This window comes from Lentzea sp. NPDC003310, assembly GCF_040610935.1.
Taxonomy (GTDB): Bacteria; Actinomycetota; Actinomycetes; order Mycobacteriales; family Pseudonocardiaceae; genus Lentzea.
This window is the reverse complement of record NZ_JBEXNC010000009.1, coordinates 338,239-352,737: the sequence shown is the minus strand read 5'-3', so window position 1 is coordinate 352,737 and position 14,499 is coordinate 338,239. Positions and strand designations below refer to the sequence as shown.

Below are 14,499 nucleotides of genomic sequence, written 5' to 3'. Positions count from 1 at the left end.
GTTTACTCCCCGGTAACAACCCTGTGTGATCTACGTCATGGTCAAGGAGGACCAGCGTGCGACGATCACTTGTTTTAGTCCTGGTACTCCTCTCAACCCTGCTCGGTGCTCCTGTTGCCGCCACGGCGGCACCCGGACACCAGATCACCTACCGCTCCATCCCCGGCGTCGGCGGCACGGTCCTGAAGGCCCTCGTCGTCGAGCCGACCGGTCAGGGCAGCGGCCCGTTCCCGCTGCTCGTCATGCCGTCCAGCTGGGCGGTGCCCAACATCGAGTACGTCGGCGCGGCGGCCAAGCTCGCCAAGGAGTCCGGCTATGTCGTGGTCAGCTACACGAGCCGCGGCTTCTGGGACTCCGGCGGCACGATCGACGTCGCCGGACCCGAGACCGTCGGTGACGTCAGCAAGGTCATCGACTGGGCGATCACGAACGCGCACGCCGACGGCTCCAAGGTCGGCGCGGCCGGGATCTCCTACGGCGCCGGGCAGTCCCTGCTCGCGGCGGCGAACGACAAGCGCATCAAGGCCGCGGCGGCCCTGAGCACGTGGACCGACCTCGCCCGGTCGCTCTACCCCAACAACACCGTGAACAAGCAGGCCGTCGAGGTCCTGCTCGCGGCGGGCAAGGCCACCGGACGGCCGGGCCCGGTCCTCGTCGAGGCCGAGGACGCCTACCGCGACGGCAGGTTCTGGGAGGTCGTGCCGATCTCCGCCGAACGCTCGGCGGCCACCGCCACGAAGATCGCCCAGATCAACGCCAACGGCACCGCGGTCATGCTCGGCAACGCCTGGAACGACGGCATCTTCGCGCCGGGCCAGATCGCGGACTTCTACGGCAAGCTCACCGGCCCGAAGCGGCTCATGCTCTCGCCGGGCGACCACGCCACCGCCGAGCTGTTCGGCGCGGCCGGTCTGCCCAACGAGATCTGGGAGTCGGTCGGCCGCTGGTTCGACCGCTACGTCAAGGGCACGGCCAACGGCATCGACGCCGAGCAGCCGGTGCAGCTCAAGCCCAACAACGGTGGCACGTGGAAGAAGTTCGGGGCCTGGCCGAACGGCAACGCCGACACGCTGCAGCTCGACGGCAAGCGGATCACCGCGGGCTGGGGCACGGTCGCGGACAGCGGCACGATCCTGCTCTCCGGTGCGCTGCAAGGGTTCCTGAACATCCCGACCGGGGTCTCGCTGCCGTTCGTCGACCGCAACGTCGCGGGCGTGTGGCACGGCCCGGTGTACTGGGGCGGCGCGACGCTGGCCGGCACGCCGAAGCTCAAGCTGACCGTGACGCCGAGTGCGGAGACGACGACGTTGTTCGCGTACCTGTACGAGGTGGGCCCGCTCGGCCTGGGCGCGCTGGTCACGCACAAGCCGGTGAAGGTGACCGGCGCGGGCCGCACCCAGACGCTCGACGTCGAGCTCGAACCGACGGTCTGGAACGTGGCTCCGGGCAACCGGCTCGCACTGGTGATCGACACGGTCGACCCCCGTTACCTGACGGAATCGACTCGCGGCTCAACCGTCACCTTCGGACCGTCGAGCCTCACGGTTCCGAAGGCGTAAGAATGTCCGGGTGGACCTCACCCGGCAACAGGTGCTCCTCCACCGGATCCACCAGCACGAGCTGGACCGGCGGACCGGCGACGCGACCGAGCTGGCGGTGTTCTCCCTGGGCGTCCAGGACAACACCGCCGGTTCGGCGCTGCTGAGTCTCGCCGCGAGGCTGGACGCACCGACGACAGACGACTTCACCGTGACCTGGTCGGTCCGCGGTGCCCCGCACCTGCACCGCGCCGGCGAGCTGAAAGCGTTCTCCCGGGCCCTGTGGCCGTGGAGCGACGCCGACGCGCGCGCCCGTGCCGCCCGCCCGAAGGTCGACGACCTCCTGGACGCCCTGCGGCACATCTCGACGGCGATGCGCTCGATCGTCACGAAGCCGATGACCAAGGGCGAGGTCAGCAAGGCCCTCACCCCGTTGGCACCGAAGCAGACCGTCGAGCCGTGCCGGGGTTGTCAGACCGAGCACGTCAGCGACCCGATCTTCCGCCTCGGCGCGCTGCCCGCGGGCCTCCGGATCATCCCGGAGGAGAAGACCGTCACGTTCGAACGCATCCACGGCTGGCCGGGCGTCCCGCGCAAGACGGCGGGGTTCGACGAGCTGATCCACCGCTACCTGACCCTGCACGGCCCTGCGGGACCGTCCGATGTGGCCAGTTACTTCGGCACCTCGACGCGGGAGCTCAAGAAGCGCTGGCCGAAGGAGGGCCTCGTCGAGGTGACTGTCGAAGGTCAGAAGGCCTGGCTGCCGGAAGGCCTGGAGATCGTCGACGCCGAACCACCGGACGTGCGGCTGCTCCCGCCCACCGACCCGTACCTGCAGGCGCGCGACCGCGACCTGCTGCTGCCGGACAAGGCGGCGCAGAAGGACATCTTCCGCATCCTCGGCCGCCGCGGCGCGATCCTCGTCGACGGCGAGATCGCGGGCTCCTGGCAGGGCAGGGTGGTGTCCGGCAAGCGCTTCGAGGTCACCGCGACCCCGTACCGCCCGCTGCCGGACCTCCTGCCGGAGACCCAACTGCTGGCCAAGGCCAAGGGACTAGACGACGCAAGCGTCAAGAGCAACTGACACGTCGTCCGTGACGATCAGCGACTTCAGCGCGGCGTGCGAGACGAAACCCTTGTCCCGCAACTCCATCAGCCACTCGACCAGACCCTTGTAGTGGTTGTCGACGTCCAGCAGCACCACGGGCTTGCCGTGCATGCCGAGCACGCCGGCCGTCCACACCTCGAAGAACTCCTCGGCGGTCCCGATGCCTCCGGGCAGCGTCAGGAAGGCGTCGGCCTTGTCGTCCATCATCTTCTTGCGCTCGCGCATGGTGTCGACGACGTGCAGCTCGGTCGACTCGCGGTCGGCGATCTCCCTGGTGGCGAGCCCCTTCGGGATCACGCCGTAGGTGTGCGCGCCACCGGCCCTGGCCTCGCGGGCCACCGCGCCCATCATGGACGTCTGCCCGCCGCCCCACACGAGGTGCCAGCCGCGGGCCGCGATCTGCCGGCCGACCTCGGCGGCGAGGTCGACGTAGCTCTGGGGCACCGTGGCGAGGCTTCCGCAATACACAGCTATGTACACCGCGCTGATGTTTCCACCTCGCCGCCGGGAGGTGTGCGCGGCTCCCGGCTCAGTGGGCGTCGGCCCACGCCTTGTGCGCGTCCTTGACGACCCTCACGGCGTCGTCGATGTCGTCGGTCAGGTGCAGCAGCGCCAGGTCCTTCTCGCCGACCTTCCCGCCCTCCAGCACGGAGTTCTGGATCCAGTCGTAGAGCCCCTGCCAGTACTGCGTGCCGAACAGGACCACCGGGAACTTGGTGACCTTCTTCGTCTGCACCAGGGTCAGGGCCTCGAACAGCTCGTCGAGCGTGCCGAACCCGCCCGGCAGGCAGATGAACGCCTGCGAGTACTTGATGAACATCGTCTTGCGCACGAAGAAGTAGCGGAAGTTCACACCGAGGTCGACCCACGGGTTCAGGCCCTGCTCGAACGGCAGCTCGATGCCGAGGCCGATCGAGAACCCGCCGGCCTCCGAGCACCCGCGGTTGACCGCCTCCATCGCACCGGGTCCGCCACCGGTGATCGCCGCGAACCCGGCCTCGGCCAGCGCCGCGCCCAGGTCGCGTCCGAGCTGGTACTCCGGGTGGTCCCGGCCGGTCCGCGCGGACCCGAACACGGTGACCGCGCTCGGCACCTCGGCGAGCGCGCCGAAGCCCTCGACGAACTCCGCCTGGATCCGCAGCACGCGCCACGGGTCGGTGTGCACCCAGTCCGACGGGCCGCGCGAGTCGAGCAGGCGCTGGTCGGTGGTGGTCAGCTCGTCCTTGCGGTCACGCCTCAGCACGACCGGGCCGCGCTGCTTCTCGGTGGGGCGCTCGTCGACGGCGCCGTTCTTCTTCTCTTCCGTCATCACTGAGATTCTAGTGATCAGTCCAGCAGAAATCGCTTAAGCACGGCGAAACACTCGGTGATCTGGTGGACCGGCACGTGCTCCTCCCGAGTGTGCGCGAGCGTCGGGTCGCCCGGCCCGAAGTTGACCGCGGGCATGCCCAGCGCGGCGAAGCGCGCGACGTCCGTCCAGCCCAGCTTGGCCACGGGCGTGCCACCGGCGGCGGTGACCAGCTCGACCGCCGCCGGAGCGCCGAGTCCGGGCAGTGCGCCGGCCGCGGAGTCCGTGAGCACGACGTCGAACCCGTCGAACACCTCGCGCACGTGCTGCTCGGCCTGCTCGACGGACCGGTCCGGCGCGAAGCGGTGGTTCACCGTCAGCACGGCCTCGTCCGGCACGACGTTGCCCGCGACCCCGCCGCTGATCTTCACGGCCTGCAGGCCCTCGTGGTAGTGGCAGCCGTCGATCTCGGGCTGCCGCGGCACGTACGCCTCCAGGCGCCGCAGCGCCTCGCCCAGGCCGTGGATCGCGTTGGAGCCCATCCACGCCCTGGCGGTGTGCGCCCGCTTGCCGGACGTCCTGACCTCGACGCGGAGCGTGCCCTGACAGCCCGCCTCGACCACGCCGTTCGACGGCTCGCAGACGATCGCGAGGTCGCCCAGCAGCCACTCCGGCAGGTCGCGCTGGATGCGCGTCAGGCCGTTGCGCTCGGCCTCGATCTCCTCGCAGTCGTAGAAGACGAACGTGAGGTCGTGGCGCGCGTCGGCGCTCAGGGCCGCGATCGCGAGCATGACCGCGTCGCCGCCCTTCATGTCGACGGTGCCGCAGCCGTGCAGCACGTCGCCCTCGCGGCGGCTCGGGAAGTTCTGGTTGATCGGCACGGTGTCCAGGTGCCCGGCGAGCACCACCCGCCGGCCGCGGCCGAGCGAGGTGCGCGCCAGCACGGCGTTCCCCGAACGGGTGATCTCCAGGTGCGGCGCGTGCAGCCGGAGCGACCGTTCGACGAGGTCCGCGATCTCCGCCTCCTCCCCGGACACGCTGCGGACATCCACCAGCGAGGTCGTCAGGTCGATCGGGTCGGCGAGGAGATCAAGGGTGTCGGACACGCGGTCACCCTACTGCGGCGGCTTGGGCGCTGAGCCGTTCGGCGGATACGGTGCAGCGCGTGATCAAGCGCACACTCCTGGTCATCTCCCTGCTGCTCACGGCCACCGCGTGCGGTGAGGCCCCCGCCGCGTGCGACCGGCAGTGCGGCGAGATCAGGGCCTTGTTCACCGCGCCGTGCGGGTCGCAGCACAGCTTCACCCCGGCCGACTGCGCCGGCTGGGTCCACGAGGTGAGCACCATGACCCGGGAGCTCGACGAGTCGTTGCAGGGCAAGCAGGTCCAGCAGGACGTCAGCGAGGTCCTGCCGCGCCTCCTCACGGCGGTCGGCGACTTCGAGGCGCACCGGTGCGGCGAGGTGCGCGTCGACAACGTGTCGAGCACCGACGCGCGCCAGTCGAAGTGCAACGAGGCGCTCATCGCGACCCGCGGCGACCTGGGTTCGCTGTACTTCAGCGCCGAGGTCCCCGACTGACCCCGTCGGACTAAGCTCGGTACCCGTGAGCACCGCATACGGCATCGGCCTGGCCACTGTGACCCCGGACGGCACCGTCCTCGACACCTGGTACCCGTCCCCCGCCCTCGGTGAGGCGGGCGAGCTGGGCACCACCCGCGTGTCGTCGGCCGAGATCGCGGAGGCGCTCGGTGAGGCCGCCGCGAAGCTGCTCGGCGAGGACCTGGAGCGCGGCGTCGAGGTCGTCGGCGTCAGGGTCGCCATCGACCTGGACGCGGCCCCGGAGAACACCTACGACGTCTGGCTGCGCCTGCACCTGCTCAGCCACCGCCTGGTCCAGCCGCACGGCGCGAACCTCGACGGTCTCTTCGGCCTGCTGACGAACGTGGTGTGGACCAACCACGGCCCGTGCGCGGTCGACGGCTTCGAGCAGACCCGCATCCGCCTGCGCGTGCGCGGCCCGGTGACGGTCTACAGCGTCGACAAGTTCCCGCGCATGGTCGACTACGTCGTCCCGTCCGGCGTCCGCATCGGCGACGCGGACCGCGTCCGCCTGGGCGCCCACCTCGCGGCCGGCACCACGGTCATGCACGAGGGCTTCGTGAACTTCAACGCCGGCACGCTCGGCAACTCGATGGTCGAGGGCCGCATCTCCGGCGGCGTCGTGGTCGGCGACGGCTCGGACGTCGGCGGCGGCGCGTCGATCATGGGCACCCTGTCCGGCGGCGGCAAGCAGGTCATCAGCATCGGCGAGCGCAACCTGCTCGGTGCCAACGCGGGCCTCGGCATCTCGCTCGGCGACGACTGCGTGGTCGAGGCGGGCCTCTACATCACCGCGGGCACGAAGGTCACGCTTCCGGACGGGGAGGTCGTCAAGGCGGTCTCCCTGAGCGGACAATCGAACCTGCTGTTCATCAGGGACTCCGTGACCGGCACGGTCCTGGTGAAGCCCCGCAAGGGCACCGGCGTCGAACTGAACGCGGCTCTGCACGCGAACGACTGAGGGGCCTCGAAAACTCGGTGTCCGGGGCCCGGTCTGCTGATGCAGGCTGGGCCCCGGCCAGCTGGACGGAGGAGGTGCACGTGCTGAAACAGCGACTGGAGTTGAACGCCCGAGCCGCCATCGAACGTGCCCTCCAGGGCGCGCAGTCAGAGGACTCCTTCGTGGAGTTCAAGACGCAGTGGCCGGTGGACCACGGCAAGGCGGCCCGGCAGATCGCGGCCCTGTGCAACGCGGCGCGCGGCTCCGAGGCGATGTGGATCGTCGGGGTCGACGAGAAGGGCCGCTACGTCAAGGGCGCCCCGGCCGAGGAGCTGTCCTCGTGGTGGCCGCGCGTGGAGAGCCACTTCGACGGCGTGGCACCGGGTCTGACCACCGTCGCGTTCGACTGGGCGCGCAACCGCACGGTCGTCGTGCTGAGCCTGCAGACCGACAACGCGCCGTACGTGTTCGTGACGAAGAAAGAGCCGTATAGCAGGGAGATCCCGTGGCGCTCGGGCGAGCGCACGAGGTCCGCGCGGCGTGGTGAGGTGCTGGAACTGCTGGTGCCCAAGCTCGACATGCCGGGCTGGGAGTTCGTGAGCGCGCGGGCGACCCTGAGCCAGCACTCGCCGACGCTGCGGTTCGAGGGCGACCTCTACCTGGAGACGAACCAGCCGTTGTCGTTGCCGCACCACCGTTGCCACTCGTACGCGACGTACGGGCTCGACAGCGAGACGGTCGACCTGCAGTTCAGCTTCCGCACGAACACGCGGGACGTGCGGGCGGTGGAACGCGTCGTGCGCGTGGCGGAACCGGCGGTGCTGCACGTGAGCGCGGACGCGGACGTGGAGCTGGACGCGTTCGCCGACCTGTGGGACCTGCACTGGCACCTGGTGCTGGGCCTCGGCCTGAGCGGCGAGGAGATCAGCACCAGCGTCCGCCTGACGACGGACGCGGTGCCGCCGAACCAGTTCACCCGCAGGGTCTGGTCGGCTCTCAAACCTTGAGTCGCTCGACGGCTGCGGCGATCCGCTCGTCGGTGGCCGTGAGCGCGATCCGCACGTGCCGCGCGCCCTGCGGGCCGTAGAACGTGCCGGGAGCGGCCAGGATCCCGCGGTCGGCCAGCCAGGAGATGGTCTCCCAGGCGTCCTCGCCGCGCGACGACCACAGGTAGAGCCCGGCCTCGGAATGCGACACGGTGAACCCGGCCGCCTCCAGGGCGGGCTTGAGCACCTCGCGCCGAGCCAGGTAGCGCGACCGCTGCTCGGCCACGTGCGCGTCGTCCTCGAGCGCGGCCCGCATGGCCTCCTGCACCGGCCGCGGCACGATCATGCCCGCGTGCTTGCGCAGTTCCAGCAGGCCCGCGACCAGTTCCGGGTCACCGGTGACGAACCCGGCCCGGTAGCCCGCGAGCGACGACGACTTCGACAGCGAGTGCACCGCGAGCACGCCGTCGAACGAGTCCACAACGGACGGGTGCAGCACCGACACCGGGGAGGAGTCCCACGGCAGCGCCAGGTAGCACTCGTCCGAGGCCACGACGGCGCCGACGGCACGGGCCGCGGCCACCGCGTCCTTCAGCTGCGCGGCCGACAGCACCCGCCCGGTCGGGTTCGAGGGCGAGTTGAGCCACACGAGCTTCGTGCCGGCGGGCGGCAGCTCGCCGTCGGCCAGGCGGACGACCTCGGCCCCCGCCATCAGCGCGCCCACCTCGTAGGTGGGGTACGCGACGGCGGGCACGGCCACGACGTCGCCCGGCCCGACGCCGAGCAGGGTGGGCAGCCACGCGACGAGCTCCTTGGAGCCGATCGTGGGCAGCACCGCGTCCGCCGTGAGCCCGACGATCCCGTACCGGCGCTCCACCGCGGCGACGAAGGCCGCGCGCAGTTCGGGAGTGCCGTGGGTGGTCGGGTAACCGGGGACGTCGGCGACCGACGACAACGCGGCCTGGATCACCGCGGGAACCGGGTCGACCGGGGTGCCGACCGACAGGTCGACCACACCACCGGGGTGCTTGCGCGCCTTGGCGGCGTGGTCTGCCAACTGGTCCCACGGGAAGTCCGGCAGAGCCGGACCCCTGCTGTGAATGATCAATGCCCCTCGGCAGCCTGCGGTGCGAGCGCCTTCACGAACTCCGGGTCGGCGCTGACCTTGCCGACCTTCGACGCGCCACCGGGCGAGCCGAGCTCGTTGAAGAAGTCGACGTTCGCCTTGGTGTAGTCCTTCCACTCGTCGGGGACGTCGTCCTCGTAGTAGATGGCTTCCACCGGGCACACCGGCTCGCACGCGCCACAGTCCACACACTCGTCGGGGTGGATGTAGAGCATCCGGTCGCCTTCGTAGATGCAGTCGACAGGGCACTCTTCGATGCACGCCTTGTCGAGCAGATCCACGCACGGCTGGGCGATCACATAAGTCACTGCGCTCTCCAACTTCATCTGGTCACACCGCGCAAGCCGGAGAGTACGCGGCACGTTCGAGTATCACCCGGTCAGGCTTGCCTTAGCTGTGCGGTGTGACACGTCACAACCCCTCCCCGGAAAACCTCTTCCCAACCTAGTCAGGATGGACGGGTGCACACCGTGGATCACCTGGAAACGCTCTGCGCGCGAGCATGGCCCGCCCTGGCAGAAGTTCCGCTCGGAAATTGGTGGATGCGCGCCGCCGAGGGCTTCACCGGCCGCGCCAACAGCACGCTGACCTGCGGCGATCCCGGCATGCCGATCCCAGACGCGCTGAAGCTCGTGCAGCGGTTCGCCCGTGACCACGGCATCAAACCCACCGCGCATGTGGTCAACGGCTCACCCGCGGAGTCCGGCGTCGAAGCCGCAGGCTGGAGGGTGGATCTGGATCATCCGGGCGGCGCCGAGTCGCTCGTGATGACCGGTCCGCTGGAGAAGTTCGCGGACGGCGTAGTCGAGAGTCGTGATCTTCCCGGATGGTGGGAACTGACGGCAGGATCCGAGATCACCACCGCCCAGCGGCACGTGCTCGGCAGCGGCCCGAACGTCTGCTTCGCGTCGATCGTCGTGGACGGCGTCGTGGTCGCGGCCGTCCGCGGGGCCGTGGTCGAGGACGTCCTGCACGTGGCCCGCCTCGCCGTGCGCCCGTCGCACCGCCGTCAGGGCCTCGCCCGGCGGCTGATGGGCGAGCTGGCGGGCTGGGGCCTGACCCAGGGCGCCACGACGTGCGTGCTGCAGGTGGCCGAGCACAACGAGGCGGCGATCAGGCTGTACGAGGAGCTCGGCTGCACCGAGCACCACCGCTACCGCTACTGGATCCCGGCGGTCTCGTAGAGGCCGGGCCGGTTGGCCGCGTTGCGCGCCATCACGGCCCCCACCGCCACCGCACCGGGGAACGCCCCGGCGGCGAGGAGCAGCAGCCCGCGCCAGTCCTGCAGCAGCAGGGTCGAGCTCCCGGTGCTGCCCGGCTCCAGGTACCCGAAGATCATCAGCGTGAAGAACCACACGAGCAGCGGCAGCGACGCCGTGAACACGCGGGTGGACAGCGAGGCCGCCCACGACACCAGCACCGGTGTCATGACGGCGGCCACCGCGATCGTCACGGGGAAGGGGAAGTCCGCCAGCTCCGGCAGCAGCGTGCCGTCGAAGCGCAGGGGCAGGTAGATCGTCTCGAGCACGGCGAGCACCGCCGCCTCGACGCACAGGAGCAGCAGCAGGAGCACCCGCCAGCCGGTGCGGTGGCCACCGGTCGCCGTCGTGTCGTCCTGGCGGTCAGACGGGTGCATCGCAGCCCCCCGCCGAGCGCCGGCACGCCCCGGCGACCAACGCGGTCATCGCACTAGCGGTCACCCAGTCCTCCGAACAGATCCGTCTCCGCGCCGGCCGCGGACCCCTTGGCGAGCACGTAGTACTCGGCACCGACGAGCGGCTGCGCGATGTCGTTAGACAACGCGTACCCGCCCTCCCACACACTGACCTGCGTCGAGTGTGCCCTCAACGCACGCCGTTTGGCCGTCAGGTGCTCCGACACGTCCACAACCGTTGTGATCTCTTCATCCGGCGTCACCGGCAACTCGCCCGCCTCCGGCAACCGGAACGCCTCCGGAACGTTTCCCAGGGCCGCGACCCCGGCGCTCGTGGCGTCCCGCGACGTCACCGCGTAGAACACCCGCTCGACGTCCGAGACCTGGGCGCACGCGGCGACCGTGATCTCGTGCGCGCGGATGTGGTCGGGATGGCCGTAGCCGCCGAACGCGTCGTAGCTCACCACGACCTGGGGCTTGACCTCGCGCAGGATCTCGACCAGCTGAGCCGTCTGCTCGTCGAGCGGTCCCTGGATGAACGCGCGCGGCTTCGCGTTGGACGGCACGTCGACCATGCCGGAGTCGCGCCAGCGGCCGATGCCGCCGAGGAACCGGTGGTCGGTCACACCGAGCGCGGCGCAGGCCGACCGGAGTTCGCCCACTCGGTAACCGCCGAGTTGGTCGGCCTCGTCGGCGGCGAGGTGCGCCAGGGCGGGCGGGATGATCTCGCCCTCTTCTCCCAGCGTGCAGGTGACCACGGTGACGTGCGCGCCGGCGGAGGCGTAGCGCGCGATGGTGCCGCCGGTCCACAGACTCTCGTCGTCTGGGTGGGCGTGCACGAAGAGCAACCGTGGTGGGGCAGTCAGGGTCACTGAAACAGAGTAAAGCTGTGTTAATGGCCCCTGCTCCGCAGGGGCGGCGAGATCGCCGGGAAGTCGGTCGTCCGGCCGAATCGCTCTTGTCGAATTGGGCTTCGCCGAATTCGACAAGAGCGGTTGACCGGACGACCGACGCGATCTCGCGAAGCTCGTGGCGCGGTTGCAGCGCGGCACCCAAACCGTTGTCCAGCAACGAGAATCCAGCTCGGCAATGCCTTCCCAGCCGACAGCACAGACCTCGGCCACCAAAACGAACCGGCCCGAGGGCGCCCTTTCGGCGCGGCCTCGGGCCGGTGTCTCACTTCGTGGCGTGGTGGTCAGACCACCACTCGTTCTTCGGCGAAGTGGCACGCGGAGAGCGTTCCCTCCGGGCCGCCGCGCCGTTCCAGCTTCGGTTCCTCGGTCGCGCAGATGTCCTGCGCCTTCCAGCACCGCGTGCGGAAGCGGCACCCCGACGGCGGGTTGACCGGCGACGGCACGTCACCGGTCAGCACGATCCGCTGGCGCTTGCGCTCCGCCTTCGGGTCCGGCATCGGCACGGCCGACAGCAGCGCCTGCGTGTACGGGTGCATCGGCTTGCCGTAGATGGTCTCGCGCTCGCCCATCTCGATGATCTTGCCGAGGTACATGACCGCGACCCGGTCCGAGATGTGCCGCACCACCGAGAGGTCGTGCGCCACGAACAGGTAGGCGAGGCCGAGCCGTTCCTGCAGTTCCTCCAACAGGTTCACGACGCCGGCCTGCACCGAGACGTCCAAAGCGGACACCGGCTCGTCCAGCACCATGAACCGCGGGTTCAGCGCCAGCGCGCGGGCGATGCCGATGCGTTGGCGCTGACCGCCGGAGAACTCGTGCGCGTAGCGGTTGCGGTGCTCGGGGTTGAGGCCGACGAGCTCCATGAGTTCGTTGACCCGCCGCTGCACGCCGCCTTCGACACCGTGGATCACCAGGGGTTCCGCGATGATGTCGTTGACCTGCCACTTGGGGTTCAGCGACGCGTACGGGTCCTGGAAGACGATCTGGATGTCCTTGCGCAGCGGCCGCAGCTGCTTGGTGCTCATGGAGGTGAGCTCGCGGCCTTCGAACTTCACCGAGCCCGAGGTCGGCTTGTGCAGCTGCAGGATCGCGCGGCCGGTGGTGGACTTGCCACAGCCGGACTCGCCGACGAGGCCGAGCGTCTCGCCGGGGTGCAGCGTGAACGACACCCCGGACACGGCCTGCACCGTGCCGACGTTGCGCGGGATGATTCCCTTGCCGCGCACCGGGAACTCCTTGACGAGGTCGGTGACCTCCAGCAGCGGAGCGGTCACTTCGCCTCCTCATCGGTGATCAACGAGCCGTGCACGGCGGTCACTTCGAGCGACTCGTCGGGGTTGGCCGCGGCGAACGCGGCGGGGTTCTCGACGGTGCCGATCTCGTCGTGCAGGAACAGCCTCTGCGGCGTCTCGATGTTCGCCAGGTGTTCCCAGCGGTGGCAGCGCGTCGTGTGGTTCGCGGCGCCCGCCTCCTCCAGCAGCGGCTCGTACTCGTGGCACACGTCGGCGACGAGCGGGCAGCGCGGCGAGAACGAGCAGCCGGTCGGCAGGTTCACCAGCGAGGGCGGCGCGCCCTTGATCGGGGTGAGCCGCTTGCCCAGCGTGGACGGGTTCGGGACGGAACCCAGCAGCCCGACCGTGTAGGGCATCCGCGGCCGTTCGAAGACGTCGTCGACCGGGCCGGACTCGACCACGGTGCCGCCGTACATCACCTGCACGCGGTTCACCATGCCCGCGACCACGCCGAGGTCGTGCGTGATCATGACGATCGCCGCGTCGGTCTCGGTCTGGATGCGCAGCATGGTGTCGAGGATCTGCGCCTGCACCGTCACGTCGAGCGCGGTGGTCGGCTCGTCGGCGATGATCACGCTGGGATCGTTGATGATCGACATCGCGATCACCACGCGCTGCCGCATGCCGCCGGAGAACTCGTGCGGGTACTGCGCCGCGCGCTTGTCCGGCTGCGGGATGCCGACCAGTTCCAGCGACTCGACCGCCTTGGCCCACGCCGCCTTCTTCGAGACGTCGTGGTGCGCGCGGTAGGTCTCGGCGAGCTGCCACCCCACGGTGTAGACGGGGTTCAGCGACGTCATCGGGTCCTGGAAGATCATCGAGATGTGCTTGCTGCGGAACGGCTGCATCTGCTTGTAGGTGCGGCCGTTCAGCTCCTCGCCGCGGTAGCGGATCGAGCCCTCGATGACGGCGTTCTTGGGCAGCAGGCCCATGATCGCCATGGACGACACCGACTTGCCGGAGCCCGACTCGCCGACGATGCCCAGCACGTCGCCGGGGTTGAGGTCGAACGAGACGTTGCGCACGGCGCGGACGTCACCGTCGTCGGTCGGGAACGTGACGCTCAGGTCCTTGACCGACAACAGAGGTGCGGTGGTCTTGGAGGGCAGGAAGTCCTCCGACAGTTCGGAAACACTCATCAGGCACGCACCTTCGTCTGCCTCGGGTCGAACGCGTCGCGCAGGCCGTCACCGATGAAGTTGACGGCGAGGGAGAGCGACACGAGCACGATGAACGGACCCCAGAACAGCCACGGCCGGTTCATGAACTGCCCGTAGTTCTCCAGCACGATCACGCCGAGCGAGGTGTCCGGGGGCTGGACTCCCAGTCCCAGGAACGACAGCGCGGCCTCGGTCAGCACCGCGGCGGCGATCGCCAGCGTGGCGTTGACCGTGATGCTGCCGATCATGTTCGGCACGAGGTGCTTGAAGATGATCCGCGGCGTCGAGGCGCCACAGGCACGTGCCGCCTCGATGAACTCCCGCTGCGCCAAGGAAAGCGTCTCACCGCGGGTGATGCGGGCGATCGACATCCACGCGAACGCCGCGAGCACCAGGGCGACCACGTACCAGCTGCCCGAGAAGCCCTTGACGACGATCGCGGCGACCGCGATCTGCGGGATGATCAGCAACAGGTCGACGAGGCGCATCAGCGCGGTGTCGATGAAGCCGCGCAGGTATCCCGCCAGGGCGCCAAAGGTCACGCCGATGGCGGTCGCGAGCGCGGCCACGATCAACGCGATCTGCAGCGAGTAGCCCGTGCCGCGCATGAGCAGCGCGAGCATGTCCTTGCCGACCTGGGTGGTGCCGAGCGGGTGTGCGCCGCTCATCGGCTGGTAGGACTTGCTGGTCACGTCCTCGTAGTCGTAGGTCCAGACGAACGGGCCGACGAACGCGAAGAGGACGAGGAACACGAAGACGGCGAGGCTCACCATCGCGAGCCGGTGGCGCAGGAAGCGCCGCAGGACGAGCTGGCCCTGCGTGCGGGTCTTGGTGGCGTCGAACTCGTGGGAGTCGGACTGGGGAGCGCTGTTCACCACGCCGCCCTCGGACGC

At 69.7% G+C, this 14,499-nt stretch carries 16 protein-coding genes; 6 read left to right on the top strand and 10 right to left on the bottom strand.

Going from position 1 to position 14,499, the window contains the following annotated elements:
- The first annotated feature begins 56 nt into the window (after nucleotides 1–56).
- Nucleotides 57–1,559 carry a CocE/NonD family hydrolase gene (locus ABZX02_RS20895; protein WP_355300230.1) on the top strand — a complete coding sequence of 501 codons (1,503 nt, stop codon included), beginning with the start codon at nucleotides 57–59 and terminating at the stop codon, nucleotides 1,557–1,559.
- 10 nt (nucleotides 1,560–1,569) lie between these two features.
- Nucleotides 1,570–2,622 (top strand): winged helix DNA-binding domain-containing protein, encoded by a 1,053-nt coding sequence (locus ABZX02_RS20890; RefSeq protein WP_355300229.1) that lies wholly within the window; start codon nucleotides 1,570–1,572, stop codon nucleotides 2,620–2,622.
- Here ABZX02_RS20890 and ABZX02_RS20885 read toward each other — a convergent pair.
- From ABZX02_RS20885 to dapE, 3 genes are all read right to left on the bottom strand, one after another.
- Nucleotides 2,593–3,114, bottom strand: coding sequence for a TIGR00730 family Rossman fold protein (locus tag ABZX02_RS20885; RefSeq protein ID WP_355300270.1), 522 nt, complete (start codon nucleotides 3,112–3,114; stop codon nucleotides 2,593–2,595). The two genes, ABZX02_RS20890 and ABZX02_RS20885, sit on opposite strands and share 30 nt — an antisense overlap.
- A gap of 61 nt (nucleotides 3,115–3,175) precedes the next feature.
- Complete coding sequence (locus ABZX02_RS20880; RefSeq protein WP_355300228.1) at nucleotides 3,176–3,955, bottom strand: TIGR00730 family Rossman fold protein; 780 nt, start codon at nucleotides 3,953–3,955, stop codon at nucleotides 3,176–3,178.
- Nucleotides 3,956–3,972: 17 nt separating this feature from the next.
- Nucleotides 3,973–5,040 (bottom strand): succinyl-diaminopimelate desuccinylase, encoded by a 1,068-nt coding sequence (gene dapE, locus ABZX02_RS20875; RefSeq protein WP_355300227.1) that lies wholly within the window; start codon nucleotides 5,038–5,040, stop codon nucleotides 3,973–3,975.
- Between the two features lie 59 nt (nucleotides 5,041–5,099).
- On the opposite strand from dapE, the gene ABZX02_RS20870 reads away from it, so the two are divergent.
- From ABZX02_RS20870 to ABZX02_RS20860, 3 genes are all read left to right on the top strand, one after another.
- Nucleotides 5,100–5,513 (top strand): hypothetical protein, encoded by a 414-nt coding sequence (locus ABZX02_RS20870; RefSeq protein ID WP_355300226.1) that lies wholly within the window; start codon nucleotides 5,100–5,102, stop codon nucleotides 5,511–5,513.
- A gap of 25 nt (nucleotides 5,514–5,538) precedes the next feature.
- A complete protein-coding gene (gene dapD / locus ABZX02_RS20865) occupies nucleotides 5,539–6,495 on the top strand; it encodes a 2,3,4,5-tetrahydropyridine-2,6-dicarboxylate N-succinyltransferase (protein ID WP_355300225.1) in 957 nt (318 codons plus the stop codon).
- Between the two features lie 80 nt (nucleotides 6,496–6,575).
- Nucleotides 6,576–7,481 carry a hypothetical protein gene (locus ABZX02_RS20860; protein ID WP_355300224.1) on the top strand — a complete coding sequence of 302 codons (906 nt, stop codon included), beginning with the start codon at nucleotides 6,576–6,578 and terminating at the stop codon, nucleotides 7,479–7,481.
- Here ABZX02_RS20860 and dapC read toward each other — a convergent pair.
- Together dapC and fdxA are read right to left on the bottom strand one after the other, a co-directional pair.
- Nucleotides 7,471–8,568, bottom strand: a complete 1,098-nt coding sequence (gene dapC / locus ABZX02_RS20855) for a succinyldiaminopimelate transaminase (RefSeq protein ID WP_355300223.1) — start codon at nucleotides 8,566–8,568, stop codon at nucleotides 7,471–7,473. The genes ABZX02_RS20860 and dapC overlap by 11 nt on opposite strands.
- Nucleotides 8,565–8,894, bottom strand: a complete 330-nt coding sequence (gene fdxA, locus ABZX02_RS20850; RefSeq protein ID WP_218130387.1) for a ferredoxin — start codon at nucleotides 8,892–8,894, stop codon at nucleotides 8,565–8,567. Before fdxA ends, dapC begins: the two co-directional genes overlap by 4 nt.
- Before the next feature lie 153 nt (nucleotides 8,895–9,047).
- Here fdxA and ABZX02_RS20845 point away from each other — a divergent pair, with 153 nt between their 5' ends.
- Nucleotides 9,048–9,770: a GNAT family N-acetyltransferase gene (locus ABZX02_RS20845; protein ID WP_355300222.1), complete on the top strand. Its 723-nt coding sequence runs from the start codon at nucleotides 9,048–9,050 to the stop codon at nucleotides 9,768–9,770.
- On the opposite strand, the gene ABZX02_RS20840 is transcribed toward ABZX02_RS20845, so the two are convergent.
- From ABZX02_RS20840 to ABZX02_RS20820, 5 genes are all read right to left on the bottom strand, one after another.
- Nucleotides 9,746–10,222 carry a hypothetical protein gene (locus ABZX02_RS20840; RefSeq protein ID WP_355300221.1) on the bottom strand — a complete coding sequence of 159 codons (477 nt, stop codon included), beginning with the start codon at nucleotides 10,220–10,222 and terminating at the stop codon, nucleotides 9,746–9,748. The two genes, ABZX02_RS20845 and ABZX02_RS20840, sit on opposite strands and share 25 nt — an antisense overlap.
- A 53-nt stretch (nucleotides 10,223–10,275) precedes the next feature.
- On the bottom strand, nucleotides 10,276–11,112 hold the full coding sequence (mshB, locus tag ABZX02_RS20835; protein ID WP_355300220.1) for an N-acetyl-1-D-myo-inositol-2-amino-2-deoxy-alpha-D-glucopyranoside deacetylase: 837 nt from the start codon (nucleotides 11,110–11,112) through the stop codon (nucleotides 10,276–10,278).
- Between the two features lie 323 nt (nucleotides 11,113–11,435).
- Complete coding sequence (locus tag ABZX02_RS20830; RefSeq protein ID WP_355300219.1) at nucleotides 11,436–12,428, bottom strand: dipeptide ABC transporter ATP-binding protein; 993 nt, start codon at nucleotides 12,426–12,428, stop codon at nucleotides 11,436–11,438.
- The gene (locus ABZX02_RS20825; RefSeq protein WP_355300218.1) at nucleotides 12,425–13,585 is read right to left on the bottom strand and encodes an ABC transporter ATP-binding protein; all 1,161 of its coding nucleotides are present in this window, start codon (nucleotides 13,583–13,585) and stop codon (nucleotides 12,425–12,427) included. Before ABZX02_RS20825 ends, ABZX02_RS20830 begins: the two co-directional genes overlap by 4 nt.
- Nucleotides 13,585–14,484 (bottom strand): ABC transporter permease, encoded by a 900-nt coding sequence (locus ABZX02_RS20820; RefSeq protein ID WP_355300269.1) that lies wholly within the window; start codon nucleotides 14,482–14,484, stop codon nucleotides 13,585–13,587. The genes ABZX02_RS20825 and ABZX02_RS20820 overlap by 1 nt, the downstream gene beginning before the upstream one ends.
- Between the last annotated feature and the right edge of the window lie 15 nt (nucleotides 14,485–14,499).